23 protein-coding genes, 1 tRNA gene and 2 pseudogenes are annotated in these 24,321 nt (G+C 66.6%); 14 read left to right on the top strand and 12 right to left on the bottom strand.

Annotated elements, in window-relative coordinates; all coding sequences use genetic code 11:
* Nucleotides 1-139: 139 nt before the first annotated feature.
* The 9 genes from QE379_RS06130 to QE379_RS06090 form a co-directional block, all read right to left on the bottom strand.
* A complete protein-coding gene (locus tag QE379_RS06130; RefSeq protein ID WP_306998853.1) occupies nt 140-2,968 on the bottom strand; it encodes a TonB-dependent receptor domain-containing protein in 2,829 nt (942 codons plus the stop codon).
* Nucleotides 2,969-3,080: 112 nt separating this feature from the next.
* Nucleotides 3,081-4,718 (bottom strand): hypothetical protein, encoded by a 1,638-nt coding sequence (locus tag QE379_RS06125; protein WP_306998851.1) that lies wholly within the window; start codon nt 4,716-4,718, stop codon nt 3,081-3,083.
* A gap of 413 nt (nt 4,719-5,131) precedes the next feature.
* The gene (locus QE379_RS06120) at nt 5,132-5,293 is read right to left on the bottom strand and encodes a hypothetical protein (RefSeq protein ID WP_306998849.1); all 162 of its coding nucleotides are present in this window, start codon (nt 5,291-5,293) and stop codon (nt 5,132-5,134) included.
* 90 nt (nt 5,294-5,383) lie between these two features.
* On the bottom strand, nt 5,384-5,752 hold the full coding sequence (locus QE379_RS06115) for a DUF4440 domain-containing protein (protein ID WP_306998848.1): 369 nt from the start codon (nt 5,750-5,752) through the stop codon (nt 5,384-5,386).
* A gap of 35 nt (nt 5,753-5,787) precedes the next feature.
* A complete protein-coding gene (locus QE379_RS06110) occupies nt 5,788-5,952 on the bottom strand; it encodes a hypothetical protein (RefSeq protein ID WP_306998846.1) in 165 nt (54 codons plus the stop codon).
* A 106-nt stretch (nt 5,953-6,058) separates the two neighbouring features.
* On the bottom strand, nt 6,059-6,298 hold the full coding sequence (locus QE379_RS06105) for a hypothetical protein (RefSeq protein WP_306998845.1): 240 nt from the start codon (nt 6,296-6,298) through the stop codon (nt 6,059-6,061).
* A gap of 42 nt (nt 6,299-6,340) precedes the next feature.
* Nucleotides 6,341-6,523: a hypothetical protein gene (locus QE379_RS06100; protein WP_306998843.1), complete on the bottom strand. Its 183-nt coding sequence runs from the start codon at nt 6,521-6,523 to the stop codon at nt 6,341-6,343.
* A 23-nt stretch (nt 6,524-6,546) separates the two neighbouring features.
* Nucleotides 6,547-7,047: a metallophosphoesterase family protein gene (locus QE379_RS06095; RefSeq protein ID WP_306998840.1), complete on the bottom strand. Its 501-nt coding sequence runs from the start codon at nt 7,045-7,047 to the stop codon at nt 6,547-6,549.
* A complete protein-coding gene (locus tag QE379_RS06090) occupies nt 7,044-8,075 on the bottom strand; it encodes a spore photoproduct lyase family protein (protein WP_306998837.1) in 1,032 nt (343 codons plus the stop codon). Before QE379_RS06090 ends, QE379_RS06095 begins: the two co-directional genes overlap by 4 nt.
* A gap of 190 nt (nt 8,076-8,265) precedes the next feature.
* Between QE379_RS06090 and QE379_RS06085 the strand changes: the two genes are divergently transcribed.
* Nucleotides 8,266-9,108, top strand: coding sequence for a type 1 glutamine amidotransferase (locus tag QE379_RS06085; protein WP_306998835.1), 843 nt, complete (start codon nt 8,266-8,268; stop codon nt 9,106-9,108).
* Between the two features lie 83 nt (nt 9,109-9,191).
* Here the strand turns inward: QE379_RS06085 and QE379_RS06080 are convergent.
* From QE379_RS06080 to QE379_RS06070, 3 genes and pseudogenes are all read right to left on the bottom strand, one after another.
* Nucleotides 9,192-9,482, bottom strand: a pseudogene (locus QE379_RS06080) (BCCT family transporter); the annotation flags it as partial.
* A gap of 442 nt (nt 9,483-9,924) precedes the next feature.
* Nucleotides 9,925-12,207 carry a GH92 family glycosyl hydrolase gene (locus tag QE379_RS06075; protein ID WP_373461844.1) on the bottom strand — a complete coding sequence of 761 codons (2,283 nt, stop codon included), beginning with the start codon at nt 12,205-12,207 and terminating at the stop codon, nt 9,925-9,927.
* Between the two features lie 225 nt (nt 12,208-12,432).
* Nucleotides 12,433-12,522: transfer RNA gene (locus QE379_RS06070), tRNA-Ser, on the bottom strand.
* 129 nt (nt 12,523-12,651) lie between these two features.
* On the opposite strand from QE379_RS06070, the gene hspQ reads away from it, so the two are divergent.
* The 13 genes and pseudogenes from hspQ (at nt 12,652) to QE379_RS06005 (ending at nt 24,091) form a co-directional block, all read left to right on the top strand.
* Nucleotides 12,652-13,032 (top strand): heat shock protein HspQ, encoded by a 381-nt coding sequence (gene hspQ, locus QE379_RS06065; protein WP_306998831.1) that lies wholly within the window; start codon nt 12,652-12,654, stop codon nt 13,030-13,032.
* Between the two features lie 147 nt (nt 13,033-13,179).
* A complete protein-coding gene (gene rplU, locus QE379_RS06060; RefSeq protein ID WP_007405484.1) occupies nt 13,180-13,479 on the top strand; it encodes a 50S ribosomal protein L21 in 300 nt (99 codons plus the stop codon).
* Between the two features lie 43 nt (nt 13,480-13,522).
* Nucleotides 13,523-13,789 carry a 50S ribosomal protein L27 gene (gene rpmA / locus QE379_RS06055; RefSeq protein ID WP_183951678.1) on the top strand — a complete coding sequence of 89 codons (267 nt, stop codon included), beginning with the start codon at nt 13,523-13,525 and terminating at the stop codon, nt 13,787-13,789.
* 188 nt (nt 13,790-13,977) lie between these two features.
* Nucleotides 13,978-14,526: a GNAT family N-acetyltransferase gene (locus QE379_RS06050; protein WP_306998829.1), complete on the top strand. Its 549-nt coding sequence runs from the start codon at nt 13,978-13,980 to the stop codon at nt 14,524-14,526.
* A gap of 631 nt (nt 14,527-15,157) precedes the next feature.
* Nucleotides 15,158-15,619: a TadE/TadG family type IV pilus assembly protein gene (locus tag QE379_RS06045; RefSeq protein ID WP_306998827.1), complete on the top strand. Its 462-nt coding sequence runs from the start codon at nt 15,158-15,160 to the stop codon at nt 15,617-15,619.
* Nucleotides 15,616-15,972: pseudogene (locus QE379_RS19585) on the top strand (pilus assembly protein TadG-related protein); the annotation flags it as partial. The gene QE379_RS06045 and the pseudogene QE379_RS19585, both read left to right, overlap by 4 nt.
* A 571-nt stretch (nt 15,973-16,543) precedes the next feature.
* On the top strand, nt 16,544-17,230 hold the full coding sequence (locus QE379_RS06035; protein ID WP_306998823.1) for a hypothetical protein: 687 nt from the start codon (nt 16,544-16,546) through the stop codon (nt 17,228-17,230).
* 60 nt (nt 17,231-17,290) lie between these two features.
* Nucleotides 17,291-18,340, top strand: coding sequence for a GTPase ObgE (gene obgE / locus QE379_RS06030; protein WP_306998822.1), 1,050 nt, complete (start codon nt 17,291-17,293; stop codon nt 18,338-18,340).
* A gap of 184 nt (nt 18,341-18,524) precedes the next feature.
* The gene (gene proB / locus QE379_RS06025) at nt 18,525-19,625 is read left to right on the top strand and encodes a glutamate 5-kinase (protein WP_306998820.1); all 1,101 of its coding nucleotides are present in this window, start codon (nt 18,525-18,527) and stop codon (nt 19,623-19,625) included.
* Nucleotides 19,622-20,518, top strand: a complete 897-nt coding sequence (locus QE379_RS06020) for an SDR family oxidoreductase (protein ID WP_306998818.1) — start codon at nt 19,622-19,624, stop codon at nt 20,516-20,518. The genes proB and QE379_RS06020 overlap by 4 nt, the downstream gene beginning before the upstream one ends.
* Before the next feature lie 67 nt (nt 20,519-20,585).
* A complete protein-coding gene (locus tag QE379_RS06015) occupies nt 20,586-20,831 on the top strand; it encodes an acyl carrier protein (RefSeq protein WP_306998816.1) in 246 nt (81 codons plus the stop codon).
* A gap of 22 nt (nt 20,832-20,853) precedes the next feature.
* Nucleotides 20,854-22,116 carry an aminotransferase class I/II-fold pyridoxal phosphate-dependent enzyme gene (locus QE379_RS06010; protein WP_306998813.1) on the top strand — a complete coding sequence of 421 codons (1,263 nt, stop codon included), beginning with the start codon at nt 20,854-20,856 and terminating at the stop codon, nt 22,114-22,116.
* A 115-nt stretch (nt 22,117-22,231) separates the two neighbouring features.
* Nucleotides 22,232-24,091, top strand: a complete 1,860-nt coding sequence (locus QE379_RS06005) for an ATP-binding protein (RefSeq protein ID WP_373461843.1) — start codon at nt 22,232-22,234, stop codon at nt 24,089-24,091.
* Nucleotides 24,092-24,321 lie beyond the last annotated feature (230 nt).

Genomic DNA, 24,321 nt, shown 5'->3' with positions numbered 1-24,321 from the left:
GTAGGGCCCAACCTTTCGCCATGACGAAACGAATCCCCAACTCCGTTCAGGCTGAGCGAAGTCGAAGCCCATGCCCCATAGCAACCACAAGCTAAAGGGCCGCCGCCCGGATCATCCCGAACGACGGCCCCTCGTCGGATCAGAAGGTCGTGCTGATCCCCAGCGAGAACACCCGGCCCAGATTATAGCGGTTCAGATAGACGAACCGCCCATTCCCGAAATCCTGCCGCTCGTTGTAGCGCGTGCGGGTCAGGTTGCGGGCCTCGGCCTTCAGCTCGAACTTGCCGCCCATCAACTCGAAACCCTGACGCGCCACGAGGTCTAGGCGGATGCCCGGAACCTCGACGATGTCCGGCTGGAAGCCGGTGCCCGACAGGTTGGACGGCCCGCGATTGGTCACGCGGTTGCTGGCATAGTTGAACAGCAGGGTGACCTGCGACAGGGCTGCGGTATCCTCGACACCCAGTTGCAGGTTGACCAGATGGTCCGACTGGCCGGTCAGCGACGCGCCGTCGCGGAACAGCAGCCGCGCCGGGCCGAAGCCCGAAGCACAGCCCGCCAGCCCGGGCGAACCCGCCGCCGCCGCCGGATTGGGCACGCAGGTCGCGTCCGCGTTGATCTGCGACTTGGTATAGGTGTAGTTCGCGATCGCGACCAGGCGGCGCGTGGCGAAGAAGTCCCCGCCCAGGCCCGCCAGCGGCGCGTACTTCTGCAACTCGACTTCCGCGCCGTACAGCTTGGCGGAGGGCAGATAGGTGAAGCCCGTCTGCAACCGGTCATCCGCGCCGGTGTAGAAGCCGACCTGCTCGATCGGGTTCTTGATACGCTTGTAGAAGCCCGCCAGCGTGAAGCGCTGGTCGCGCGCGTAGAACCATTCGTAGCGCGCCTCGAGATTCCACAACTCGCTGTCGCGCAGATTGGGGTTGCCGAAGAACAGGCGGTCCGAGTCGGGATCGCGGAACTGCTGCGGCGCGAGTTCGCGGAATTGCGGGCGCGAGATGGTCTTGGCCCCGCTCGCGCGCAATTGCATGTCGGCGGCGAAGTTCCAGGTCAACGTACCGGCGGGGAGGAAATAATCATTCTTCAACCGCGTCGTGGCGCTCTGCACCGGGGTCACCGTCTCGACCGCGGTTTCGTAGCGGACACCCGCCACCGCACGCAGCCCGTCCATCACCTCTGCCTCGGCCTGGGCATAACCGGCATGGACGTTCAGCTTGGCGTCGTACGCATAGGCGCCCGCCTGGGTCGAGAATTGCAGCTGGAGCGTACACGCCCCCTGCCCGCGCAAGGGGCAGGCATTGTTGATGACGTCCGGGCTGAGCAGATAGTCGGGGCGATAGAGATTGTACGGGAAGCCCGGCGCGGTGCCCGCACCGTCGCTGGTCTGGTAATTGAACTGGATACGGCTCGAATAGCGGTCCGTGCCTTGGTAGAAATAGCCCGTGCTCAGCGTGATCGGACGATCGCTGTCGATCTTGTAGGAAAGATCGGCCTGGCCGGTCCACAGATTCTCGTTCAACTCCGAGAAGATGATCGAGGCGAAGGGGGTGAAGCGCTGCGTCACCTGATACGCGCCGTTGCACTGGAACCCACCCGCACCGTTCGCGCCGTCATAGCTGATCGGCAGGCCCGTCGTCGTGCGCGCGGAGCAGAGATAGTCGAACTGGCGTTCATAGGGCGCATTACGCTTCGAATTGGCGAAGGCGCCGCGCGCGTCGAACTTCAACGCGTCGGTCAGCTTGAACTCACCGACCAACTGGCTTTCGATCAGCTGGCGCTCGAACCAGTTGGTGTTCTGCTGGAAACGAAGCCCGCTGGCGTTGTTATAGACCTCCGCCGCCGATCCGCGCCCCTGCTTCAGCGTGTCGTGAATATAGACATTGGTCCAGCGCACCGTGTTGTCGCCGAACTCATAGCCCAAACCCACCAGCGCATTGGCGACGATGCGGTTGTCGGTCAGCAGCGTGCGGAAATCGTTGCGGATCGTGCCGTCGGGCGACACCGAATCCTGCTGGATCGCCGAGCGGGTCCGGAAGGTGTTGGACAGGCTGAGCGACGAGATCACGCCCAGACGGTCGCTGCCGATGTCGAACACCGAGCCTGCGGATAGCTCGCCCGACCAGTTGGCGGGAAGCTGGTTGTTGCGCTGGAGCAAGGTGGTCGAGGCATTGGACAACTGCGCCACCTGCGCCGCCGGAACGATGCCCGACCCCTTGCCCGCCTGCACGTCGCGCACGAACTGCGGCACGCCGCGCGTGCCGTCGTCGAAACCGATCCAGTCGGCACCGCCGCCGCGATAGGTATAGCCCAATTCGCTGGTCGTCGCATCGTCCGCCGCCAGGGTCACGCCGCCCGAGATGAAGTTCTTCGCCGGGATCGCCTTGGTCGTCAGGTTGATGACGCCGCCGCCGAACTCGCCCGGATAATTGACCGAATAGGTCTTCTGCACCAGCGCCGAGCCGACGATGGTGGTCGGGAAGATGTCGAGCGGGACCGAGCGGCGCAGCGGCTCGGGACTGGGCAAGGGCGAGCCGTTGAGCAGCGACGAGGAGTAGCGGTCGCCCAGGCCCCGGACATAGACGAAGCCGCCGCCCACGACCGACAGGCCGGTGACTCGGGTCAGCGCGCCCGCGATATCGCCCTCGCCCGTGCGCGCGATATCGGCGGCGGACAGGACCGAGACGATCTGCGGCGTGGCGCGGATCGTGTTGGGGATATTGCGGCCGACCACCACGATCTCGTTGCTGGCCGAGGCGTCGACGCCGGGGGCGGAGATTTCGACCGGCTCGTCCGCCGACTGGCCGTCCTGGCCGGTCGGGGTCTGGCTCTGCGGAGTGGCCTGCCCGTCGGGGCTGGTCGCGGTGGTGCTGGTCTGTGCCGGGGCACCCGCCGTCTGCGCGAGCAAGGCAGGCGCGACGAGTTGCGAGGTCAGCAGAAGGAGGGAGGCATAAGCGAGGCGTCGCTGCATGGCCGGGTCTTCCCGTATGAATGTCTTATGGAGGAAAGCCGGGGCGGCGATGATCGCCACCCCGGCCTGCCGAGAGCGCCCGATCAGGTCCGGGCGCATGGTCAGCGGGGCCTTAGCGGCCGTTGCAGCTGAAATAGACCGAGGTGAAGACCGGCGGCCCCTGATCCTGGAGCGTGCCGTCGGCGGCGCGGATCGTGGTGCGGCTCGCCCCCGATCCTTCGCCGGCGATCAGGTTGACGCAGGCCACGCCGCTCTGCGTCGACTTCACGATGCCGTTGATGAAGGTCATGTCGGCACCACCGCGCAGGCGGATCGCGGCCGGAGCATTGGCCGTCTGGACGAAGGTGAAGTTGGCGTAGCGGCCGAAGGTGCGCGGCAGCAGGTCTTCGGCATTGTTCGAGTCGATCTCGGTCGAGAAGCTGTCCACCGTCGCGCCCGAGGGCCGTTGCGCTGCAATCATGAACTGCATGAAGCCGCGATAGCCATTGTCGATATCGAACCCGTCATCGTCCGCGCCTGTGATCGCAATATATTTGAGGTTGGTCGTGCCGCCGAAGATTTCGATGCCGTCATCGGCCGAATTGTGGCTTTGAATATGATCGATCACCGTGCCGGAACCGGTGCCACCCAGCGTCAGCCCTTGCAACTCATTGCCTTCCGCCAGGGCGATGCCCGAATAGCGGATCTGGACATAGGACATCTGACCGGACGAATCCGTCTGGTTCGCACCACCATAGAAGCGGCCGGTCACGCCTTCGATCGCCAGTTGGCAGGTGGTCGAGGTGCCGCCCGCATTGTTCGGGCCGGTGCCGGTAGCACAGACGGCGGTCGGCGCGCGGCCGAGCAGGATGATACCACCCCATAGGCCCTGCGCGTTGTCGCCGAAGTTGTTGCTGCCGCCCAGGTTAAACTGACCCGAGAAGATGATCGGCAACGCGCGCGTACCGACCGCCTGGATCTTCGATCCGCGATTGACCAGCAACAGGTCGTTGGTCGCCTCGCTGGCGTCGTTCAGGATCACGACGCCCGGCTCGATGGTCAGCGTCACGCCCGAGCCGCCGGAAGAGCCCTGATCGGTGCCCACCTCGGTCTGGCCGCGCAAGCGGTAGAAGACACCCGCCACGCGAGGCAGGGTCAGGTTCGTCGTGATGTTCTGGGGGAGGCGGCAAGCCTTGCGACCCTGGACCAAGCCATCGTCGGTCGTCCCCGCCGGGCAGGTCGCGGCAGACGCTTGGTCGCTGGTGCCAATATAAGCGGCGAGCGCGGAGTTGGACGAACAGGAGGTGCCGCCTCCACCAAAATCCAGGCCTGGCGCATTGCAGGTCCAACCCTGGAAAGAGGTATCGTTCGGGCCGTTGAGCGCGCCGACATAGTTGGTCGAGGTGAAGAAGCTGTTCAGCGTCGAGGGGTCCGACGCGGTGGTCAGCGAGGTGGCGCTGGTCGGATAGATGCCGTTCAGCGCCGCGCCGGTGCCGTTGACGTTGTTGTTCGTGCCCGCATTGACGATCGCCAGTTGTTCGTCGGCGGTGATCGAGATGCCGTTGACCGCGGTGACGGCGGCGAACTGTGCGGCGGTGATGTTGGCGGTCGGCGTCGGGGTGGGCGACGGGGTCGGTGTCGGCTGAGGCTGGACGATCACGACGCTGCCCGCACCGGGCGACGCGACGCTGTCGGCACCGCCGCAGGCGCTCAGAGCCGCACAGGCCGAGGTCGTCATGAGAAGGAGGCCGAAGCGCTTGAAGCTGCCCATCGCCGAAAAACTCCCGATCTTTATCGTTGCAAAAGCCGGGCGAACGCCGCCCGATGACCGACTCAAGACAAGTCCCCCTGTCGATCCCGGACCCGGCGTTAGGCGCGTCTCATGACGCCAAGATGCATTTTGGAAGAATCTTTTGTGACATATCGGCGTCGTTTCGATGACACGACACCAGCGGGCACGGGGCCGCAGGAATATTTCCGCTGCTACGTCCCGACCATGGCAGCTTTTTCAGCGAAAGGTCGTTAGAAGGGGGCGAGGTCGAGCTTCCGCACGTCCTCGGCGCCCCGTCCATCATCGTGTCACTACGGATCGGACGGGGCGTCCCTTATGCCCCTGCCCGCTTCATATCCTCATGTGTCCGCCCCCTTCCTCCCTGCCAGGAGAGGAAAGCGACACCGGCTTTGTTATGTCAGCGAGGATTTGCGCTTCGGCGCGTCCCGCCCTTCGGTGCTTCCCTGCCCCCGGTCGAGCGTATCGCTGGGGCGGCGGGCGTCGCCATCCTTTTGATGCTCAGTCGACAGATTGGGGTCGCGGGTTTCGGTGGTGGGTTTGATCGGGTCGGTCATGGCGTCTCTCCTGATCGACCCAATGCGCGCGGCGCCTCGGACGTTCCGCGCCCTATGAGGTCGGAGCATGGCGACCCCGACCCCATCGCATCAATCCCTGGTCAGCGCCTTGGCCAGCAACGGTGTCTGCTGATGCTGGACGACGCGCCACACCTCATGTTCCAGGCGACGGATGACGGAGGTGCAATGCGCCTGATATTCTTCGTCGCCGCGGCTGGCTGCGAGATGATAGCCGATGACGATCAGCCCCTCCTGCGGGCGGGACACCTGACGTTCGGTCAATTCGGCACGGCCCCAGACGGGGGTATCGGCCACCGCGTCGATCGCGGCGCTACCGGCCAGGACGAAGGGCGGGCGCGGCAGCACCATGACCACTTCGGGATCGACCTTTTCCCGGTAATTGTCGGGTCCCTCCGTCCAGAGGCTTTCCTCGAAGCTCCAAAGGCGTTCGTCTTCCATCCTGTCTGCTCCCGGTGTGAAATGGGGTTTGGGCGTCAGGCGAAATCGCCCAGATCGGCGGCCTCGTCCTCGGCCCGCTTGGCAATGGTCGCATCGGCGGGCGGGGCCCGGTCCGTGGCCGCCTCGTCCGGCTTGGCTTCCGCCTCGTCGTCCTGCGGGGTGGCGGGCGGATGGGGGACGGGGCTGGACGTATCGGACATGCGGGCTCCACTGGCTTGGCGTCGGCCATGCACAGAACGTCCCGCAACGCCGCCGGAGCCGTGCCCAGCGACGGAAATATTATTTCAGGTCCGTCTTTGGAGCGGGTCAGCCCTTGGCCGTCACCGGTACCGAAGCCCGTGCCGCCGGGGGCGGTGCCGCACCCCGCTGCCCCGCCCCGTCATGCCGCGTGGCGTGGAGGTGGCGCAGGATCAACGCGAGATCGTCTTCGCTGAGGCCGGAGGCGGGATCGATCGTCACGCCTTGCGGCAAGGTTTCGACCCAGGCCGCCAGGCGGTTGCACGCCGCGCCCAGGGCGGGATCGAAACTGTCGTCGAAAGCGGCCATCGCGTCAGCCGATCCCATGGCCCGAAGCCCGCAAGACCCGCCTCACAGCGAAATCCCCCGCTTCGCCATCTCGGCAAAGGCCATGTCGCCCAGCGGCGAGCGCGGATCGCGGTTGAAGATATCGGCCAGGTCGAGCAGATCCTCGTTGCTCAAGGCGGTGATCGACGCCTCGATCCGGGCCACCGTTTTTGCGGTCGTGGCCTGGCGATCGGCGATGCGTTTCATTCGGGTCTTGAGCATGGCGCTGTCTATTGCACATTTCCTGGCGTTGTCAGAAGTCGTTCGAGCGTGACGGGCATAAAATCATGCGTATCGACGCCGACATCGAATTGGCGGAGCATCGGCTTCAGGCGACCATGGCTGTGTCCATGAAGATTGATCGCCCGCCTGTGCTGCCCGTTCCAGCTTCGAAAGGGATAATGACACAGGATCAGCCTGTGTCCATCCACTTCGATTTCGGCATAATCCCCGGTGCTGGACCAGCCGTCCGCCATGATCGTGGCCTCGGGATCGTTATTGCCCCGCAACAGATGCTTGGTGCCGTGAAGCCGCGCCAGCAGATCGGGCACGTCTTCCGCACGGCGCGCGACATCGCCCAAGTGCCAGACCACATCCCCCGGCGCAACGACCGCGTTCCAGCGCGCGATCAACAGCGCGTCCATCTCCGCGACGCTGGCGAAGGGGCGCTTCTGGATATTGATGGTCCGGTGATCGCCGAAATGCGTATCGGCGGTGAAAAAGATCGTCATGTCCAATACAGGATGCGTGCGGACGGCAGGGCCGATGCGATCCCCTCCTCGAAAAAGCGGCGCAAGTCGCGCATCGTCGCCACGTCATAGACCTGCTTCTCGGTGCCGAACTTGGTCCGCTTGGTGACGCGGTTGGTGCCCCCCATGTCGAGCGACGAGCCGGGATACCAGCTGTCCAGCACCGCCTTCGACCCCGATGTGAAGCGATGGGTGATGAGTTCGATCGTCAGGTCGAGCCCCGGCACGCCCCGAAGCGCCGCCCCCGCATCGGCGAGCAACTCGCCATAAGCCTGCCGCCAGCCCTCCGCCGCGATGATCGGCGCGATGGTCAGGCCGACGGGATATCCCGCCATCGCCATCCGCCGCAGCGCCGCCAGCCGCTCGGCGACCGGCGCGGTCCCGCCCTCGAACCGTGCGAACAGGCGCGGGTTGATCGAGGCGCGCATACGGGTCCGCCGCTGGTGATCGATCCCCAGCAAGGGGCCGACATCCGCGAATTTGGTGGTGAAACGAAGCTGCACCGGCGCCTCCCAGCCACCGAACCGGGCGATGGCAGCGGAGAGCGATCCGGTGATCGGCTCCAGCGCCAGCGGATCGGTGTAGCAGGACGCCTCGAACGTCGTCCCCTCATGCACCCGGTCGCGATTGCGCGAGGTGATCGTCCCCTGCCCCAGATAGGCGGGAAGCCCGTCCAGTATCTCGTCGAGATTGGCATAGACCCGCGTGATCGGCGGGCCCTTCAGCGACCCGGCCAGATAGCAATAAGTGCAATGCGCCGGACAGCCTTCCGCCAGATCGACCCGCCAGTCGGCGCTGGGGGCGATGGGCTGCAACCGGCGTTTCGACGGGGGCGCGACCACGACCGCGAGCGTCGACTTGGCCGCCGCATAGGCGCGGCGCGGATCGTCGGGCAGGTCGAGCGCCAGCCGGTCGCCGGGCAGCGCCACGATCTCGACACCCCGCGCCTCGGCCCGTTGGACGATGGCGCGGCCATGCGCGAAGGTCATCGCCGACCGCGTGACCAGCAACCGCCTCGGGCGCCATGCCGCTCTGTCGTCCGTCCCTACGGGGTTCGCTGCGCTTGCCATTCCGCCTGAACGATCCGCACCGCCGGTCGGTCCGCCAAATCGGCGGCGATGCGCACGTAAGACTTTTGATGCCTTTTTCGAAACTTACGACCTTCGGCGCGTTATGCGGCCTCACCATCGAAAGTCGAGCGTGCCCCATTATCTGATAGCCCAGAGCGAATTGCCGGAAGAACGCGAGGCGCGCCGCCGGCGTGCGGGCAAAAGCTCCGGCGAAACCTATGCCGCCACGCTTGGCCAGATGCGGCCGGGTGCGGAGACCGATATCGTCTCCCCGGCGGACGACGACACGGCAATGTCGGTCGAGCGGCTGGCGCATTATGATGCGGTGTTCCTGACCGGCTCGCCCATGCATGTCTATGACGACACGCCCGAGGTCCGGCGGCAGCTCGACTTCATGCGGCGCGTCTTCGCGGCGGGGTTGCCATCCTTCGGCTCCTGCGCCGGCCTCCAGATCGCGGTCGCCGCCGCCGGCGGGCGGGTGCGCAAGATGCCCGAGCGGATGGAAGCGATGATCGCCCGCCGGATCAGCGCGACGGAGGACGGGCGCTCCCATCCCCTGCTGGCAGGGCGACCGGGCAGTTGGGACGCACCCGCGATCCATGGCGACGAAGTGCTGGAGCTACCACCCGGCGCGACCCTGCTGGCCAGCAACGCCGTCACGCGGGTACAGGCCGCGGAAATCCGGTTCGATCGCGGCGTCTTCTGGGGCGTGCAATATCATCCCGAACTGGCGCTACGCGAAATCGCCGTCGCCGTCGCCGCGCAGGCCGCCGATCTGGTCGAGGCGGGTCTGGCCGATCATGAGGATGAGGTGGAGGCACGCGCCGCCGACCTGGAGGCGCTGCACGACGCACCGGACAGCCGCGCGCTACGCTGGCGGCTTGGGGTGGATGGCGAGTTCGCCGAGGAAGGGCTGCGACGACGCGAGATCGCCAATTTCCTCACCCATCTCCCCGATCTTCGCGCGCGCTGAGCCATCACGCCCAATAGAAGCGTCCAGGCCCCCGGCTCATAGGCGTCGCGGGTGAAGGTGCGCTTGACGAAATGGTCGAGGTACAGGCCGAAATTCTGCACCAGCGCGCGCAGTCGAAACAGGGGCGGCCCCACCGCCAGCACGACGAACATCAGCAGGATGGCGAGGATCAGGTTCATCTCCGGCAACCGCCTGATCCCCCGGTCCGCGCCGCTCAGCACCGACAGGGTCGCCGCAACCATGACCAGCGCGATGAGCGCGATCCTGACCGTGATCGTGTCGGGCTGAACATCGGGCGGAGCGACATGATGCTGGATCGGCTCGGCCACCGCGACATACATCAGGCCGATCCCCATGCCCGCCGCGAACAGCATCGCCAGCACCACGACCAGGAATATCGCGACCGAGGCGATGTAGAACCATCCGAACATGACGATGGTCCAGTTCTGCGCCGCCTCGAAAGCGTGGTCGGCGGTGCCGGGCATCAGCAAGGTCGTGACCAGCATCGCCGCGACGACGCCACTGGCGCCCCAGAAGACGCGCGCGTTCATACGAGTTTCCAACGTGATAGGTTCTTAACCCCGATCAGCGCGAAAAGCCGCATCGATGCGGGGGAACAGCGCGAAAAGCCCCTCCTCCCGGCAGAGGGAGGGGTTTGGGGTGGGGGCCCAGCCCCGGGCGACGCGGCCCGGTGAAGAGGCCCTCCCCCACCCCCTCCCGCCTGCGGGAGGGGAGCGGAAAGGCGGATGCGTTCGCCGTTCCTCGCAAACGGTCAGCAGACCAACCAACGGGCTCGGCCTGTCCCGCAAGGCCCCCTCACCGGCTCATCGAATAAGGCCGATCCTTCGACGCCACCGCCCAGGCCCGATTGGGCCGCGCCGCCATTTCGAACGCCAGTGTCCCACCCGCCATGATCTCCTCATGCCGGATGAACCCACGCGTCAGCGCCTTTCCGTTCAACCGCACCGATCCGACATAGCGATGGGCATCGCTCAAGCCCTCCGCCGTGATCGTGAAGCGCTTGCCGTTGGGCAGGTTCAGCACGGCGCGGTTCAGAAAGGGACGACCGATCACATATTGGTTCGTCCCCGGCGTGACCGGATAAAAACCCAGCGCCGTGAATGCCAGCCAGGCCGACATCTGCCCCAGATCGTCATTGCCCGACAGCCCGTCCGGCGTCGGCTTATACTGGCTGTCGACGATCTGCTTCAGCCGTTCCTGCGTCCGCCATGGCTGCCCGGCATAGCTGTACAGATAGGCGACATGGTGGCTGGGTTCGTTGCCATGGATATATTGGCCGATCAGCCCGGCGATATCCTCGGCATGGCTATAGTCGAGCTTGCTGTTGTCATAGTCGAACATCCGGTCGAGCTTGGCGACCACCGCCTTGTCGTTGCCCATCGTCCGGAACAGCCCCGCCTGATCCTGCGGCACGAACCAGCTATATTGCCAGGCATTGCCCTCGGTATAATCGGAGCCATAGTTGATCGCGGTCGGATCGAACGGCACACGCCAGCTTCCATCGGCCTTGCGCGCGCGCAGGAAACCCGCCTTCGCATCGAAGCTGTTGCGCCAGTTGCCCGCGCGCTTCGCGAAGTCGGCGGCGATATCGCCCCGCCCCATCGCCGCCGCCATGCGCGCGATCGCCCAGTCGTCATAGGCATATTCGACCGTCTTGGACGCCGCCTCCGGCTCTCGGTCGATCGGGACATAGCCGCGCTTCATATACTCGCCCAGGCCGCCATAGGGCGCATAGCGCGCGCTCGCGACCATCGCGTCCAGCGCGGCATTCGCATCGAACCCACGAATGCCCTTCATATAGGCATCGGCGATGACGGGGACCGCGTGATAGCCGATCATCGTCCAGGTCTCGCGCCCATGGAACTGCCACACCGGCAATATGCCATCGGGGCTGGCCTCCCGACTGGCGATCAGCGAGCGGACGATCTCGGCATTGACCTGTTCCGGCTGGATCAGGGTCAGCAGCGGATGCTGGGCGCGGAACGTATCCCAGAGCGAGAAGGTCGAGCGGAAGGTGAAACCCTCCGCCCGGTGCACCTGGTCGTCGGGCCCGCGATAGCGACCGTCGCCGTCGCTCCAGACGCTGGGAGCGAGCAAGCTGTGATAGAGTGCGGTGGCGACCATGCGGCGCATCGGCGCGGCGCCCTCCAACGCGACCGCGCCCAGCGCCTGGCTCCAGGCGGCGCGGGTCCGGTCGCGGATCGCATCGAAGCCGCCCGGCTCGCTGTCGAGATTGGCGATCGCCCCCGCCTCGTCCACGCCCGAGATCGCGACCTTCACTTCCAGCGGCGTGTCGAGCGTACCGAAGTCGAGCCGCGCCATCAGCGCGCGGCCCAGCCGCTCCGCCACCGCATCGCTGCCCCGTCCCGGCCCCTGAAAGCCCTTATAGGTCACGTCGGCCTCGCGATTGACCAGCGCATGGCCGGTCAGCGGCGCGGAAAAGCGCATCGCGAAGAAGAATTTGCGCCCCGGCGCCCAACCCCGGGTCTCGCGAAACCCGGTCAACGTGCCGTCGGGACGAAGCCGCAGCCCGGACCACAGGATCTTGCCCGGATAATCATAGAGCGACGACCGGAGATCGATGACGAGATGCGCGGCCTTGCCCGTGGGGAAGCGATAGCGATGCACCCCCGCCCGCGTCGCGGCGGTCATCTCCGCACGGACACCCGGCCCGTCCAGCGTCACCGCATAATAGCCGGGCCGCGCCTCCTCCGTCTCGTGCCGGAAGGGGGAGCGATAGCCGGGCTTGTCGACCGTGCCGGGGTCCATCGGCACGTTGTCGCCCGACACCGGCATGACCAGCAGGTCGCCCAGGTCCGAATGCCCCGCGCCCGAGAAATGGGTGTGGCTGAACCCCTGGATCGTCGGGTCGTCATGGCGATACCCCGCGGCATGGGCGTAGCATTCGCGCAGCGCACACTGGGTATCGGTATCGGGCGACAGTTGGACCATGCCGAAGGGCGCCACCGCGCCGGGATAGGTGTGCCCCTCGCCACCCGTGCCGATGAACGGATCGACATCGTCGACCGTCGCCCGCTGTGCCGAGGCGCTGGCGGAGAGCATCGCCAGGACCAACATCATCCCCCGCACCGCCATCCACTCTCCCCTTTCCGCCGGATCGGGGCACCTTCCCCGATACGCGCCGCCTTGCCAAGGGGAAGGATGGATCGCCTCGCGACGCTAAACCCTTAATTTCGCGTCCGAACCGCGCGTACCGCTACCCCTGCGCCTCGCAAAAAAGCAAGCAGCCGGCGGCGGCGAAGGGCCGCGTCGGGATGGGTTCGTGCAGGCATGTCGGGTAAGTGGCGGAGAGGGAGGGATTCGAACCCTCGGTACCGTTGCCGGTACGCCGCATTTCGAGTGCGGTGCATTCGACCACTCTGCCACCTCTCCGCGAGGACGATCCGTAGCGGCGCTGGTCCGCATGGGGCTGATCGATTGGAGGCGCGCTCCTAGATCAGCTTTTTATCCATTGCAAGCGCCTAAACTTGTGCGACGCGACAAAGACATTAAATCAGGTCCATGGACCCTACCGACACCCTCCCCCAGCCCCCGAGCCAGGAAGCGCAAGCGCCGATCGTCGCGACCGCGCGGTTCGCGATCGGGGAGGTGGTGCGCCACCGCATGTTCGACATTCGCGGCGTGATCTTCGACGTCGACCCCGTCTTCGCCAATAGCGACGAATGGTATGACGCGATCCCCGAACGGATCCGTCCGGCCAAGGACCAGCCCTTCTACCACCTGCTCGCGGAGAATGCCGAATCCAGCTATGTCGCCTATGTCAGCCAGCAGAATTTGCTGCACGACGACAGCGACGAGCCGATCGAGCATCCCGCCATCGACGGCCTGTTCACCGGCTATGCCGACGGACGCTATCTGTTGCGGCGCGAACACCGGCATTGATTACTCGGCAGCGATAGCTGCCTGACTGTCAACTAAAGGGGGAATCGAATCCTTGGTTGACAATCCGGCCACCTTTGCCTAGCTGGCCTTTCTTTCCCGGTGGGCATTCCCGCGCGGGAGCCATGCATTTGGGAAGTGATAAGAGCCATGTTCGCAGTCGTGCGCACGGGCGGCAAGCAGTATCGCGTCGCCGCCGGAGATAAGATCGTCGTCGAGAAGATCGAGGGCGAAGCCGGCGCGTCGGTGACGCTGGGTGACGTTCTGCTGGCGGGCGAAGGCTCGGAGCTGAAGGCGGTCGACGGCATCACGGTCGCCGCCGAGATCATCGCTCAGGCGAAGGCCGACAAGGTCATCGTCTTCAAGAAGCGCCGTCGCCACAACTATCGTCGTCGCAACGGCCACCGTCAGCAGCACACGATCCTGAAGATCGTGTCGGTCGGCGCCTGAATTTCAGCCGCGTCACCCCAACGAAATCCAGGAGTAGTTCGCAATGGCACATAAGAAAGCAGGCGGTTCGTCGCGCAACGGTCGTGATTCGGCCGGTCGTCGCCTTGGCGTGAAGAAGTTCGGTGGCCAGGAAGCCATCGCCGGCAACATCCTCGTGCGTCAGCGCGGGACGAAGTTCTATCCGGGTCGCAACGTGGGCATGGGCAAGGACCATACCCTGTTCGCGCTCGTCGATGGTCGCGTCTCGTTCCACGAGGGCAAGCTGGGCCGTAAATTCTGCTCGGTCGAACTGGCCGCAGCGGCCGAATAATCGGGCAACCGCGCCGGGTTGCCCACCAGGGTGACCCGGGTTCCGCGAAGGAACCAGCAAAAAAGGGAGACGGGTCACCCCGGCTCCCTTTTTTTTCGTGCTCCCTCCAACCGCTTCGGTCCGCCTGTCTCCGTCCCGTCATCCGGACGTGGCAAGGCGCGGCCGACGCGACGAGGAGTTGTCGAGTGATGTTCGCGCGGACCGAAAGATTGTTATTGCGGCCAGCATGGCCGGAAGATGCCGCCCCCCTGGTCGAGGCCATCGGGCATGAGGCGATCGCCCGCATGGTGGCGCGGGTCCCCCACCCCTATCGCCACGCCGATGCTGAACAGTGGCTGGCCCAGCCGCGTGGTGCGACCGAACCCCGTTTCCTGATCACCGCGCTGGATCGCGACGCCGCGCCGGTGCTGATCGGCGGGATCGCGATCATCGCGGGCGATACGGGGCATGAGTTGGGCTATTGGCTGACGCCGTCCGCCTGGGGACGGGGCTATGCGACCGAGGCGGGTCGCGCGGTGATCGACATGGCGCGGCATGCGCTGCCCATCGATCGGCTGGGCGCGTGGCATTTCGCGGACAATCCCGCCTCCGGTCATGTCCTGACCAAGCTGGGCTTCCGCCCGACCGGACGGCGCATGGCGCGGGCCTCGGCGGGGCGCAGCGGCCTGTCGCCCAGCATCCATTACGCGCTCGACCTGGACGGCGAGCGAAATCCGGCCATGCCGCTCGCCGCCTGATCGGAGGAGGCCAGCCCGGTTCGTGGCGCGGAAGTGGTGATAGGGGGTTTGGCTCAGGCCGCCGGCCTGCCCCCCTCCTGGCGAAGGCCGGTTCCGTTGGGAGCGGTTCGGAAGCCATGAAAATCATCGCTTGATCGGACCCGACCTCCGCCGAGTTGCGCATGGTTCCAGGACTAATCGACATTCGTCCAATCCCTTCCCGTAAGGGGAGGTGGAAGGCGGTGCGGCCTGAATGTCGATCGGACCGGGACCACGTGCCGAATTTTTTGCGGAGATGTCGCATTCGCCGGGGATGGCATGTCATGAACTTGCCGTGCGGGTCGAAGCACCTCCAGCGCCTCCCGCCCGCGAAACGGGCGCGCAGCAAACGCTGATAGGTTGGCGGAGCCATATCCGATCGCGCGACTCGCACCAGCCGAGAAGCCTTTCATTCCCGGCAACACCAACATCCGAAAATCGATCTAACCGTTTCGATCAGTTGGAAAGCCTCAGGGAAAGCCGAAAAAGACCATATCGATCACTGTTCCGCCCAATCGTCAAATTACGCGGGCGACATACGCGATTTTAGGTACTTGCTAAGATTTCAGGCCTTTTTGGTGAAGCAGCCAGTCTGTTTCGAGGGATTATCCCGGTGGCGCGTAACCCTGCCGAGTCCATCATCCTATCCCTGTCCCGCCAGCCGAAGCGGCTGGCCGGGTTGCCCCCCGACCATCGCGGCGTGGCGGTGGTGGAACTGGCGCTGACCCTGCCCGTCCTGCTGGCGCTGTTGATGGGGATCGTCGGCTTCGGCGATTATTTCCTGACCGCGCATCTCGTCCAACAGGCCGCCAACGACGCCGCGCGCGCGTCGCTGGCCGGCATCGACGCCGCGGAGCGCAAGAGCATCGCGACCGACACCGCATTGCGGGTGCTCGACGCGACCAGCGTACTGCGCCGGGACCGGGGCCAGGTCGACACGTCGGAGGCGGACAATCTGATCACCGTGTCGATCCGCTATGACGCCTCCGCCGATCCGCTGCTCAACCTGCCCTTCGTGCCCATGCCCGCTCGGGTCCTGAAGGCCAAGGGCGTCGCGATGATCGGGGGGCTATGATGTCGGCGCTGTGGCGGGATCGGCGTGGCGGCGTCAGCATCCTGACCGCGCTGGCGGCGATGGCGATGATCGGCTTCGCCGCGATGGGGATCGATATCGGCATGCTGACCCTGTCGCAGCGCCGGTTGCAAGGCGTCGCCGACGAAGCCGCACTCGCCGCCGCCGCCTCCGCCCCCGACCGGCGAGCGGAGGCGATCGCCCGTATCGTCGCCGCCACCGGCCTTGCCAATGTCTCCACCAGCATCGTGCCGGGCCGCTATAGCGCCGATCCCGGCGTGCCCCCCGCCAGCCGCTTCGTCGCCGGCGGCGATGCCGGTGCGATCCGCGTGGTTCTCAGCCAACCCGTGCCCCTCTTCTTCGGTCGGGTTCTGACCGGCAGGAACACCAGCCCCGTCGCCGCCGACGCGGTGGCGCGGCGGATCGATCTGGCGGGTTTCTCGCTGGGTACGCGACTGCTCAACGTGCAAGGCGGCCTGCCCGGTGCGGTGCTCAACGGGCTGGCGGGCAGCGACCTGTCGCTGTCCTTCATGGATTATCAGGCGCTGGTCGGCGGGCGGATCGACCTGTTGCGGATGACCCGATCGCTGGGGACGCGGATCGGCCTGACGGGCGCCAGCTTCGACACGATCCTGGCCGCCGACGTGACCCTGCCGACCCTGCTGGGTGCCATGGCGGACGCCACCGGCAATGCGGGTACGGCGACGCTGCTCCGCAACCTGTCGCTGCGGGTGCCGGGGTCGAAGGTGCCACTCAGCCGCCTGATCGATCTGGGGCCGCTGGGCGACCTGACCAGAGCCTCGTCGCGCGACCTGATCGCGATGGACGCCTATTCGATGCTGCGCGAGTCGCTGTCGATCGCCAACGGCCAGCGGCAGATCGCGCTCGACCTGGGGGCATCGGTGCCGGGGCTTGTTGTCGACCAGGGTGCTGCTGGCGATCGGCGAGCGCCCCGCCAACTCGCCCTGGCTGGCGGTGGCGCAGGACGGATCGACCATCGTGCGGACCGCGCAGCAGCGGATGCTGATCGACACCCAGATCAGCCTGCCGCTGCTCGCCAATATCCAGTTGCCCCTCTTCGTCGAGACGGCGGCGGCACAGGCCAGGCTGAACGGCATCACCTGCTCGGGCACGGGGCAGACGGTGACGATCGACGCACTCCCCTCACCCGGCACCGTCGCCATCGCCCAGATCGATCGCAGCCGCTTCGGCGACATGAGCCGGTCGCCCATCACCGGCCCGGTGGCGCTGCTCCAGGTGACGCTGGTCAAGGTCATGGCCTATGCCCGTATCGACCTGGCGAGCGACAGCGCGTGGCAGCGCCTGACGTTCAACGCCGCCGATATCGCCAACGCCACGCCACGCACCGTCACCTCCAACTCGGCGATGCAGGGCATAGCGGGCTCGCTGATCGGCAAGCTCAGCCTGACCCTGGAGCCGTTCAGCCTGGGGCTGTCGGGACTGACCGGCACGGTCGGCGCGGCGCTGGCATCGGTCGCGCCCGCGCTCGACCTGCTGATCAACAGCCTGACCGACCTGCTGGGCATGCATGTCGGACAGGCCGATGTGACGGTGAACGGCGTCCGTTGCGGTGGAGCCACGCTCGTCGCCTGATCGCGCGGGCCTGATCCGGCGGGCTGGTCAGTCGCCGCGGTCAAGGGTAAAGGCGGCGCCATGCATTTTCTCGATCAGGCCAAGATTTTCGTCCGCTCCGGCACGGGCGGCCCCGGCGCCGTGTCCTTTCGGCGTGAAAAATACATCGAATATGGCGGCCCCGACGGCGGCAATGGCGGCAAGGGCGGCGACATCATCTTCGAGGCGGTCGCCGGGCTGAACACGCTGATCGACTTCCGCTACACCCAGCATTTCCGGGCGCCGCGTGGTTCCGGCGGTTCGGGCTCCAACCGCACGGGCGCGGGCGGCGACGATCTGGTCATCAAGGTGCCCGTCGGCACGCAGGTCCTGTCCGAAGACAAGGAGGAGGTGCTGCTCGACTTCACCAAGGTCGGCCAGCGTGTCGTGTTCCTGCGCGGCGGCGATGGCGGGCGCGGCAATGCCAGCTACAAGACCTCGACCAACCGCACCCCGCGCCAGCACGGCACCGGCTGGCCCTGCGAAGAGGCATGGGTCTGGCTGCGGTTGAAGCTGCTGGCGGATGCGGGTCTGGTCGGCCTGCCCAATGCGGGCAAGTCGACCTTCATCAACGCGGTCACCAATGCACAGGCGAAGGTCGGCGCCTATGCCTTCACCACCACCCGGCCGCAACTGGGCGTGGTGCGGCATCACCAGCGCGAGTTCGTCGTCGCCGACATCCCCGGCCTGATCGAAGGCGCGGCGGACGGCGCGGGGATCGGCGACCGGTTCCTCGGCCATATCGAGCGGTGCCGGGTACTGCTGCACCTGGTCGATGCCAATGACGCGGACGTAGCGGAAAGCTATCGCATCGTCCGCGACGAACTGGAGGCTTACGGCGCGGGGCTGGTCGACAAGCCGCATATCATCGCGCTCAACAAGATCGACACGCTGGACGACGAACTGATCGAGGCGCTGTCGGCCGAACTGGCCGAGGCGAGCGGTGCGGATGTGATCCCGCTATCGGGTGCGGCGGGGATCGGTGTGGACTGGGTGCTCGACAAGCTGCTCGAGGCGATCGGGCCGGGGCCGGATGCGGTGCCCGAAGGCGACGAGGGCGAGGACGAGATCACATGGTCGCCGCTGTCCTGAGATATCGGGCGGCGGGCTCGGTGAGACACCCGGCCCTCCCCCATCCCCTCCCGCCTGCGGGAGGGGAGCGATTCTTGGCAGACCGCTCGCCCCAAGCACGCCCCTCCCGCAAGCGGGAGGGGATGGGGGAGGGAAAGACGCCTGGCAGAGACCCTCACCACCGATCAATCCTAAAAGCCCCCCAATGATCTTCCCTCCTACCTCCTGCCAGCGGCTGATCGTCAAGGTCGGCTCCGCGCTCCTCGTCACGCCCGAGGGCGAGGTCCGTCGCGACTGGCTGACCGGGCTGGTCGCCGACATCGCCGCGCGCGTGCGGCAGGGCCAGCAGATCGCGATCGTCTCCTCCGGTGCCATCGCCCTGGGCGCGCGGCGGCTGGGCCTGCCCAAAGGCGGGCGGGCCAGCCTGGAGGATGCGCAGGCCGCCGCCGCGACCGGACAGATCGCGCTCAGCCAGGCTTGGGCCGAACTGCTCCACGCGCAAGGGTTGACCGCCGCGCAGATGCTGGTGACGCTCGACGATCTGGAGGATCGCCGCCGCTATCTGAACGCCGCCGCGACGCTGGGACGGCTGCTCGGCCTGGGCGTGGTGCCGGTCATCAACGAGAATGACAGCGTCGCCACGGAAGAAATCCGCTTCGGCGACAATGACCGGTTGGCGGCGCGGGTGGGCCAGGCGGCGGCGGCGAACGGCGTGCTGCTGCTGTCCGACGTGGACGGGCTGTACGACGCCAACCCGCACACCAACCCGGCCGCGCGCCATATCGAACGGGTCGAGCGGATCGACGCGGTCAGCGGCATGGCGGATGGCGGCTCGGCCTCTGGCATGGGATCGGGCGGCATGGTGTCGAAGATCGCCGCCGCGCGCATCGCGGTCAGCGCGGGCGCGCATCTCGCCATCGCATCGGGCCGGGTTGACCATCCGCTGTCGACGCCAGCGCGCCACACCCTGTTCGTCGCCGAAAAGAGCGCCCCCGCCCGCAAGGCGTGGCTGGCGGGGGGCCTGACCGCACGTGGCGCGATCACCGTCGATGCGGGCGCGGCCAAGGCGCTGGCCGAGGGCAACAGCCTGCTCGCGGCGGGCGCCACCGCCGTGCAGGGGCATTTCGCGCGCGGTGACCTCGTGACCGTCGAGGGACCGAACGGCACGATCGCACGCGGCCTCAGCGAATATGATTCGACCGAGGCGCGCGCCTTGATCGGCACACGCTCGGACCAGCAGGCCGAGATATTGGGCCATGCGCCCCGCGCCGCGCTGATCCATCGCAATCATCTGGCCCTGCTATGATCGTCGCCGTGACGGGAGCGACCGGCTTTGTCGGTCGCGCGGTGGTGGATCGCGCCGCCGGTTCGGGGCTGTCGTTGCGCGCGTTGACCCGCCGTGCGCAGCCGTCGCGCGCCGGGATCACCTGGATCGCGGGCGCGCTCGACAAGCCGGAAAGCCTCGCCACGCTGGTCGAGGGGGCCGACGCGGTGCTGCACATCGCGGGCGTGGTGAACGCGCCCGACCGCGAAGGCTTCGTCGCGGGCAATATCGACGGCACCCGCGCGATGGTCGAGGCGGCGAAGGCCGCGGGCATCCGGCGCTTCGTCCATGTCTCCTCGCTATCGGCGCGCGAGCCCGACCTGTCGGTCTATGGCTGGTCCAAGCGCCAGGCCGAGGATGTCGTAACGGACAGCGGCCTCGACTGGACGATCGTGCGGCCCAGCGGAATCTACGGCCCGCACGACACCGAATGGCTGGACGTGTTCCGCACCGCCAAGCTGGGCCTCGCCCTCATGCCGCCGCCGGGCAGGTTGTCGCTGATCGCGGTCGAGGATTTCGCGCGATTGCTGACCACGCTGGTCGCCGCTGATGGCCCGCGCAGCGTAATGGAGGTCGATGACGGTCAGGTACTGACCCATGCCGAACTCGCCCAAGCCATGGGCGCGGCGGTGGGGCGGCGGGTGATGACGCTGCATCTGCCCAAAGGCCTGCTGAGCCTGGGCGCAAAAATCGATCGAACGTTTCGGGGCCATGCGGCCAAGCTGACGCCCGACCGCGTCGGCTATCTCTGCCATCCCGACTGGACCGCGGACCCGGCCAAACGGCCCGATCCGGCGATGTGGGAACCCGCCATAACGCTCGCCAAGGGGCTTGCCGACACGGCACGGTGGTATCGCGCCAACGGCTTGCTATAGCAGCGACATGGGCGCGGTCGAAAAGCCGCCGCATTTGGGTGCCACTGGCCCCTTCGAAAGGATCATCATGAGCGACCGCCAAGCCATTTTCGACACCGTCGCGGCCCAGATCGCGCCCTTCAACAAGAAGGGCGTCACGCTGACCGAGGCGACGACCTTCCAGGGCGACCTGGAGTGGGACAGCCTGACCGTGATGGACTTCGTCGCCGCGATCGAGGACGAGTTCGAGATCATCATCACGATGAACATGCAGGCCGAGATCGAGAATGTCGGCCAATTGGTCGACGCGGTCGAAAAGCTCAAGCAAGCCTGATCGCCTTCAAACGGACACCGACATGACCGAAGCCGCTGCCCAGCCCCATGCCCTGCCCGCCGAAGCGCAGGAAGTTGCCCCCGAGCACGACCTGCTCTCCAAGTTCGACGGCCTGATCGCCGAGCGGCAGAAGCTGCTCGACTCGGGCGTCACCGATCCCTTCGCGATCGTGATGGAACAGGTGAAGTCGCCGACCGAGGCGGTGATCCGGGGCAAGGACACGATCCTGCTCGGCACCTATAATTATATGGGCATGACCTTCGACGCCGACGTCATCGCGGCGGGCAAGGAAGCGCTGGAGAAGTTCGGCTCGGGCACGAACGGCAGCCGGATGCTCAACGGCACCTTCCATGACCATATGGAAGTCGAACAGGCGCTGCGCGATTTCTACGGCACGACCGGCGCGATCGTCTTTTCGACCGGGTACATGGCGAATCTCGGCATCATCTCGACGCTGGCGGGCAAGGGTGAGTATGTCATCCTCGACGCCGACAGCCATGCGTCCATCTATGACGGCTGCCAGCAGGGCAATGCCGAGATCGTCCGCTTCCGCCACAATTCGGTCGAGGATCTCGACAAGCGGCTGGGCCGGCTTCCCAAGGAGCCCGCCAAGCTGGTGGTGCTGGAGGGCGTCTATTCGATGCTGGGCGACATCGCCCCGTTGAAGGAGATGGTCGCGGTCGCCAAGAAGCACGGCGCGATGGTGCTGGTCGACGAAGCGCATTCGATGGGCTTTTTCGGCCCCCACGGGCGCGGCGTGTACGAGGCGCAGGGGCTGGAAGGCCAAGTCGATTTCGTCGTCGGCACCTTCTCCAAGTCGGTCGGCACGGTCGGCGGCTTCGTCGTGTCCAACCATCCGAAGTTCGAGGCGGTGCGCCTGGCGTGCCGTCCGTACATCTTCACCGCCTCGCTGCCCCCCTCGGTGGTGGCGACCGCGACGACCTCCATTCGCAAGCTGATGACCGCGCATGAGAAGCGCGAACGGCTCTGGTCCAACGCCCGTGCGCTGCATGGCGGGTTGAAGGCGATGGGATTCAAGCTGGGCACCGAGAATTGCGACAGCGCGATCGTCGCGGTAATCCTGGAGGATCAGGAACAGGCCGCGATGATGTGGCAGGCGCTGCTCGACGGCGGGCTCTATGTCAACATGGCGCGACCGCCCGCGACTCCGGCGGGCACCTTCCTGTTGCGCTGCTCCATCTGCGCCGAGCACACGCCCGCCCAGATCGAGACGGTGTTGGGCATGTTCGGTGCGGCGGGGCGGGCGGTCGGCGTCATCGCCTGATCGCCCGGTCGCGCCCGGCTTTGCATTATCCGGTGGCTGGGATAGCGTAACGGCCGTGATCGAGCAGGATAATCTCGGAAAGGTCGGCCGCTGGCGGGCCTTTGCCCTGATCGCGATGGCCTTGGCCGGTGCGGTGACGCTGGCCATGCTGATCGTGACGCTGGGCCACGCCAATCGCGAGCGCGACCGCGCGCTGGAGCGGCAGCGGCACAGTTACGAGGTGATGATCCTCGCCCGCACCCTGGCGGGCACGATCGCCCGGTCGGAGGCCTCGCTGGGCCGCTATGTCATCTCGGGCGACAGCAAGCTGGGCCAGCTTTACGTCGACGAATGGAATCTGGCGCGCGCGCAACTCGAACGGCTGGATATCCTGATCGAGGAAGCGAACCAGCAACGGCGCGTCGAGCAATTGCGCAAGGCCTATGAGGCGCGCGGCGAGGAACTGTCGGTCATCGCGCTGTCGACGACCTATCATCGCAACCGTCAGGCTTACGGCCTTTATTACCAGGCGCGACAGGCCGAGGCGCTGTTGCAGATCAACCGGCTGCTCACCGCCCTGATCGAGGGGGAACGGGTCCTGCTCGACCAGCGCAGCACGGCGGCGCAGGAGACGGTGCTGCATTCCAACCGCATCGCCGGGGGATTGGTGATCTTCGGCATCGCGCTGGCGCTCGGCGCGATCCTGCTCGGCTGGCTGATGTTCCGCACGGTGGGCGAGCGGGCGGAGGCGCGCGCCGAGGCCTGGGCCGAACGCGCCCGTGCCGAGGAACTTGCCGCCGCCGTCGAGACTGCGACCGAAGAACTGAAGGTGCAGGAAGCCAAGCTGCGCCAGATCCAGAAGATGGATGCGCTGGGTCAGTTGACCGGCGGGATCGCGCATGATTTCAACAATATGCTGGCGGTCGTGCTGGGCGGGCTGGAACTGGCGCGCCGCGCCGAGGACCGTGAGGTCAGCCTGCGCCACCTCGACAGCGCGACCGAAGGCGCGCACCGCGCCGCCGCGCTGACCCGCCGCCTCCTGATGTTCAGCCGCGAGGAGGCGCTCACCCCCGAGGCGCTGGCCCCGCGCCAATTGGTCAGCGGGATGCGCGACCTGCTCGACCGGACGCTGGGCGACGGGGTGAAGGTGACGGTGGAGGACGCAACCAGCGAGTGGGCGATGTTCGGCGACCGGGTCCAGGTGGAAAATGCGATACTGAATCTGGCGGTCAACGCGCGCGACGCGATGGACGGGCGCGGCGAACTGACGATCCGCACCGCCGAAACCCGGGTCGATACCGACACCCTGCCCCGCGCTGCGGCGGGCGATTATGTCATGCTGTCGGTCACCGATACGGGCGCTGGCATGACCCCGGAGGTCGCCGAGCGCGTGTTCGAGCCTTTCTTCACGACCAAGCCCGCAGGCAAGGGCACGGGGCTGGGTCTCAGCCAGATTTTCGGGCTGGTCGGTCAGATGGGCGGCGATGTCATGGTCCGCACCGCACCCGGCGCGGGTACGACGGTCAGCCTCTATTTTCCCCGCCATGTCGCGGCGGCGGCCCCTACGCCCGTCGAAGCGGCCAGTGCGACGCCGTCACCGCAGGGGCTGGAGGCGCTCCGCATCCTGCTGGTCGAGGACGATCCCCGCGTGCTTGCCGCGACGATGGGGGCGTTGCGGGAACTCGGCCACGACCCGGTCGCCTGTAGCGACCCGCGCGAGGCGGAAGGATTGCTTGCGCGGCACCCCGGTATCCGCCTGATCGTGTCCGACGTGCTGATGCCGCACATGACCGGGCCGGAGATGATCGCGACCCTGCGTCCGCGTCATCCCGATATCGCCGTTCTGTTCGTCACCGGCTTTGCGGGCGATGCGCAGGCGACGGGGTTCGAGGGGCATGAGGTTCTGCGCAAGCCGTTCACCCTGGCCGGGCTGGAACGCGCGCTGGCGGCGGCGTTGAAGCGGGTGGCGGAAGGGCCGGTTTGCGCGGCGGCTTGAGCGGTTCGGGGCCGGGCGTTCGGACGTGGCCTTCGACTTCGCTCAGGCTGAACGGAGGGTGAGGATCACCCGGCACCTCCGTTCGCGCTGAGCGAAGTCGAAGCGCTCATCCCGCCATTGCCATTTCCGGCTCGATCCGACCGAACCCACCCTAATCCTTCACGAAAATCCCGAACCGCAAACAAGGGGTGACGCGCCTTGCCCGCCCTCGTATAGCCATGGCCGTTTTA

It is taken from the genome of Sphingomonas sp. SORGH_AS_0879 (assembly GCF_030819175.1).
Classification (GTDB): Bacteria; Pseudomonadota; Alphaproteobacteria; order Sphingomonadales; family Sphingomonadaceae; genus Sphingomonas.
This window is presented reverse-complemented; position numbering and strand designations above follow the sequence as displayed.

Coding starts and splice junctions, on each gene's coding strand:
- QE379_RS06050 (WP_306998829.1), top strand. CDS start 13,978: ATGTTCGCGCGGACCGAAAGATTGTTATTGCGGCCAGCATGGCCGGAA.
- QE379_RS06125 (WP_306998851.1), bottom strand. CDS start 4,718: ATGGGCAGCTTCAAGCGCTTCGGCCTCCTTCTCATGACGACCTCGGCC.
- QE379_RS06115 (WP_306998848.1), bottom strand. CDS start 5,752: ATGGAAGACGAACGCCTTTGGAGCTTCGAGGAAAGCCTCTGGACGGAG.
- QE379_RS06100 (WP_306998843.1), bottom strand. CDS start 6,523: ATGAAACGCATCGCCGATCGCCAGGCCACGACCGCAAAAACGGTGGCC.
- proB (WP_306998820.1), top strand. CDS start 18,525: ATGATCTTCCCTCCTACCTCCTGCCAGCGGCTGATCGTCAAGGTCGGC.
- QE379_RS06130 (WP_306998853.1), bottom strand. CDS start 2,968: ATGCAGCGACGCCTCGCTTATGCCTCCCTCCTTCTGCTGACCTCGCAA.
- rpmA (WP_183951678.1), top strand. CDS start 13,523: ATGGCACATAAGAAAGCAGGCGGTTCGTCGCGCAACGGTCGTGATTCG.
- hspQ (WP_306998831.1), top strand. CDS start 12,652: ATGGACCCTACCGACACCCTCCCCCAGCCCCCGAGCCAGGAAGCGCAA.
- QE379_RS06075 (WP_373461844.1), bottom strand. CDS start 12,207: ATGTTGGTCCTGGCGATGCTCTCCGCCAGCGCCTCGGCACAGCGGGCG.
- QE379_RS06010 (WP_306998813.1), top strand. CDS start 20,854: ATGACCGAAGCCGCTGCCCAGCCCCATGCCCTGCCCGCCGAAGCGCAG.
- QE379_RS06015 (WP_306998816.1), top strand. CDS start 20,586: ATGAGCGACCGCCAAGCCATTTTCGACACCGTCGCGGCCCAGATCGCG.
- QE379_RS06020 (WP_306998818.1), top strand. CDS start 19,622: ATGATCGTCGCCGTGACGGGAGCGACCGGCTTTGTCGGTCGCGCGGTG.
- QE379_RS06120 (WP_306998849.1), bottom strand. CDS start 5,293: ATGACCGACCCGATCAAACCCACCACCGAAACCCGCGACCCCAATCTG.
- QE379_RS06105 (WP_306998845.1), bottom strand. CDS start 6,298: ATGGCCGCTTTCGACGACAGTTTCGATCCCGCCCTGGGCGCGGCGTGC.
- obgE (WP_306998822.1), top strand. CDS start 17,291: ATGCATTTTCTCGATCAGGCCAAGATTTTCGTCCGCTCCGGCACGGGC.
- QE379_RS06110 (WP_306998846.1), bottom strand. CDS start 5,952: ATGTCCGATACGTCCAGCCCCGTCCCCCATCCGCCCGCCACCCCGCAG.
- QE379_RS06095 (WP_306998840.1), bottom strand. CDS start 7,047: ATGACGATCTTTTTCACCGCCGATACGCATTTCGGCGATCACCGGACC.
- QE379_RS06005 (WP_373461843.1), top strand. CDS start 22,232: ATGGCCTTGGCCGGTGCGGTGACGCTGGCCATGCTGATCGTGACGCTG.
- rplU (WP_007405484.1), top strand. CDS start 13,180: ATGTTCGCAGTCGTGCGCACGGGCGGCAAGCAGTATCGCGTCGCCGCC.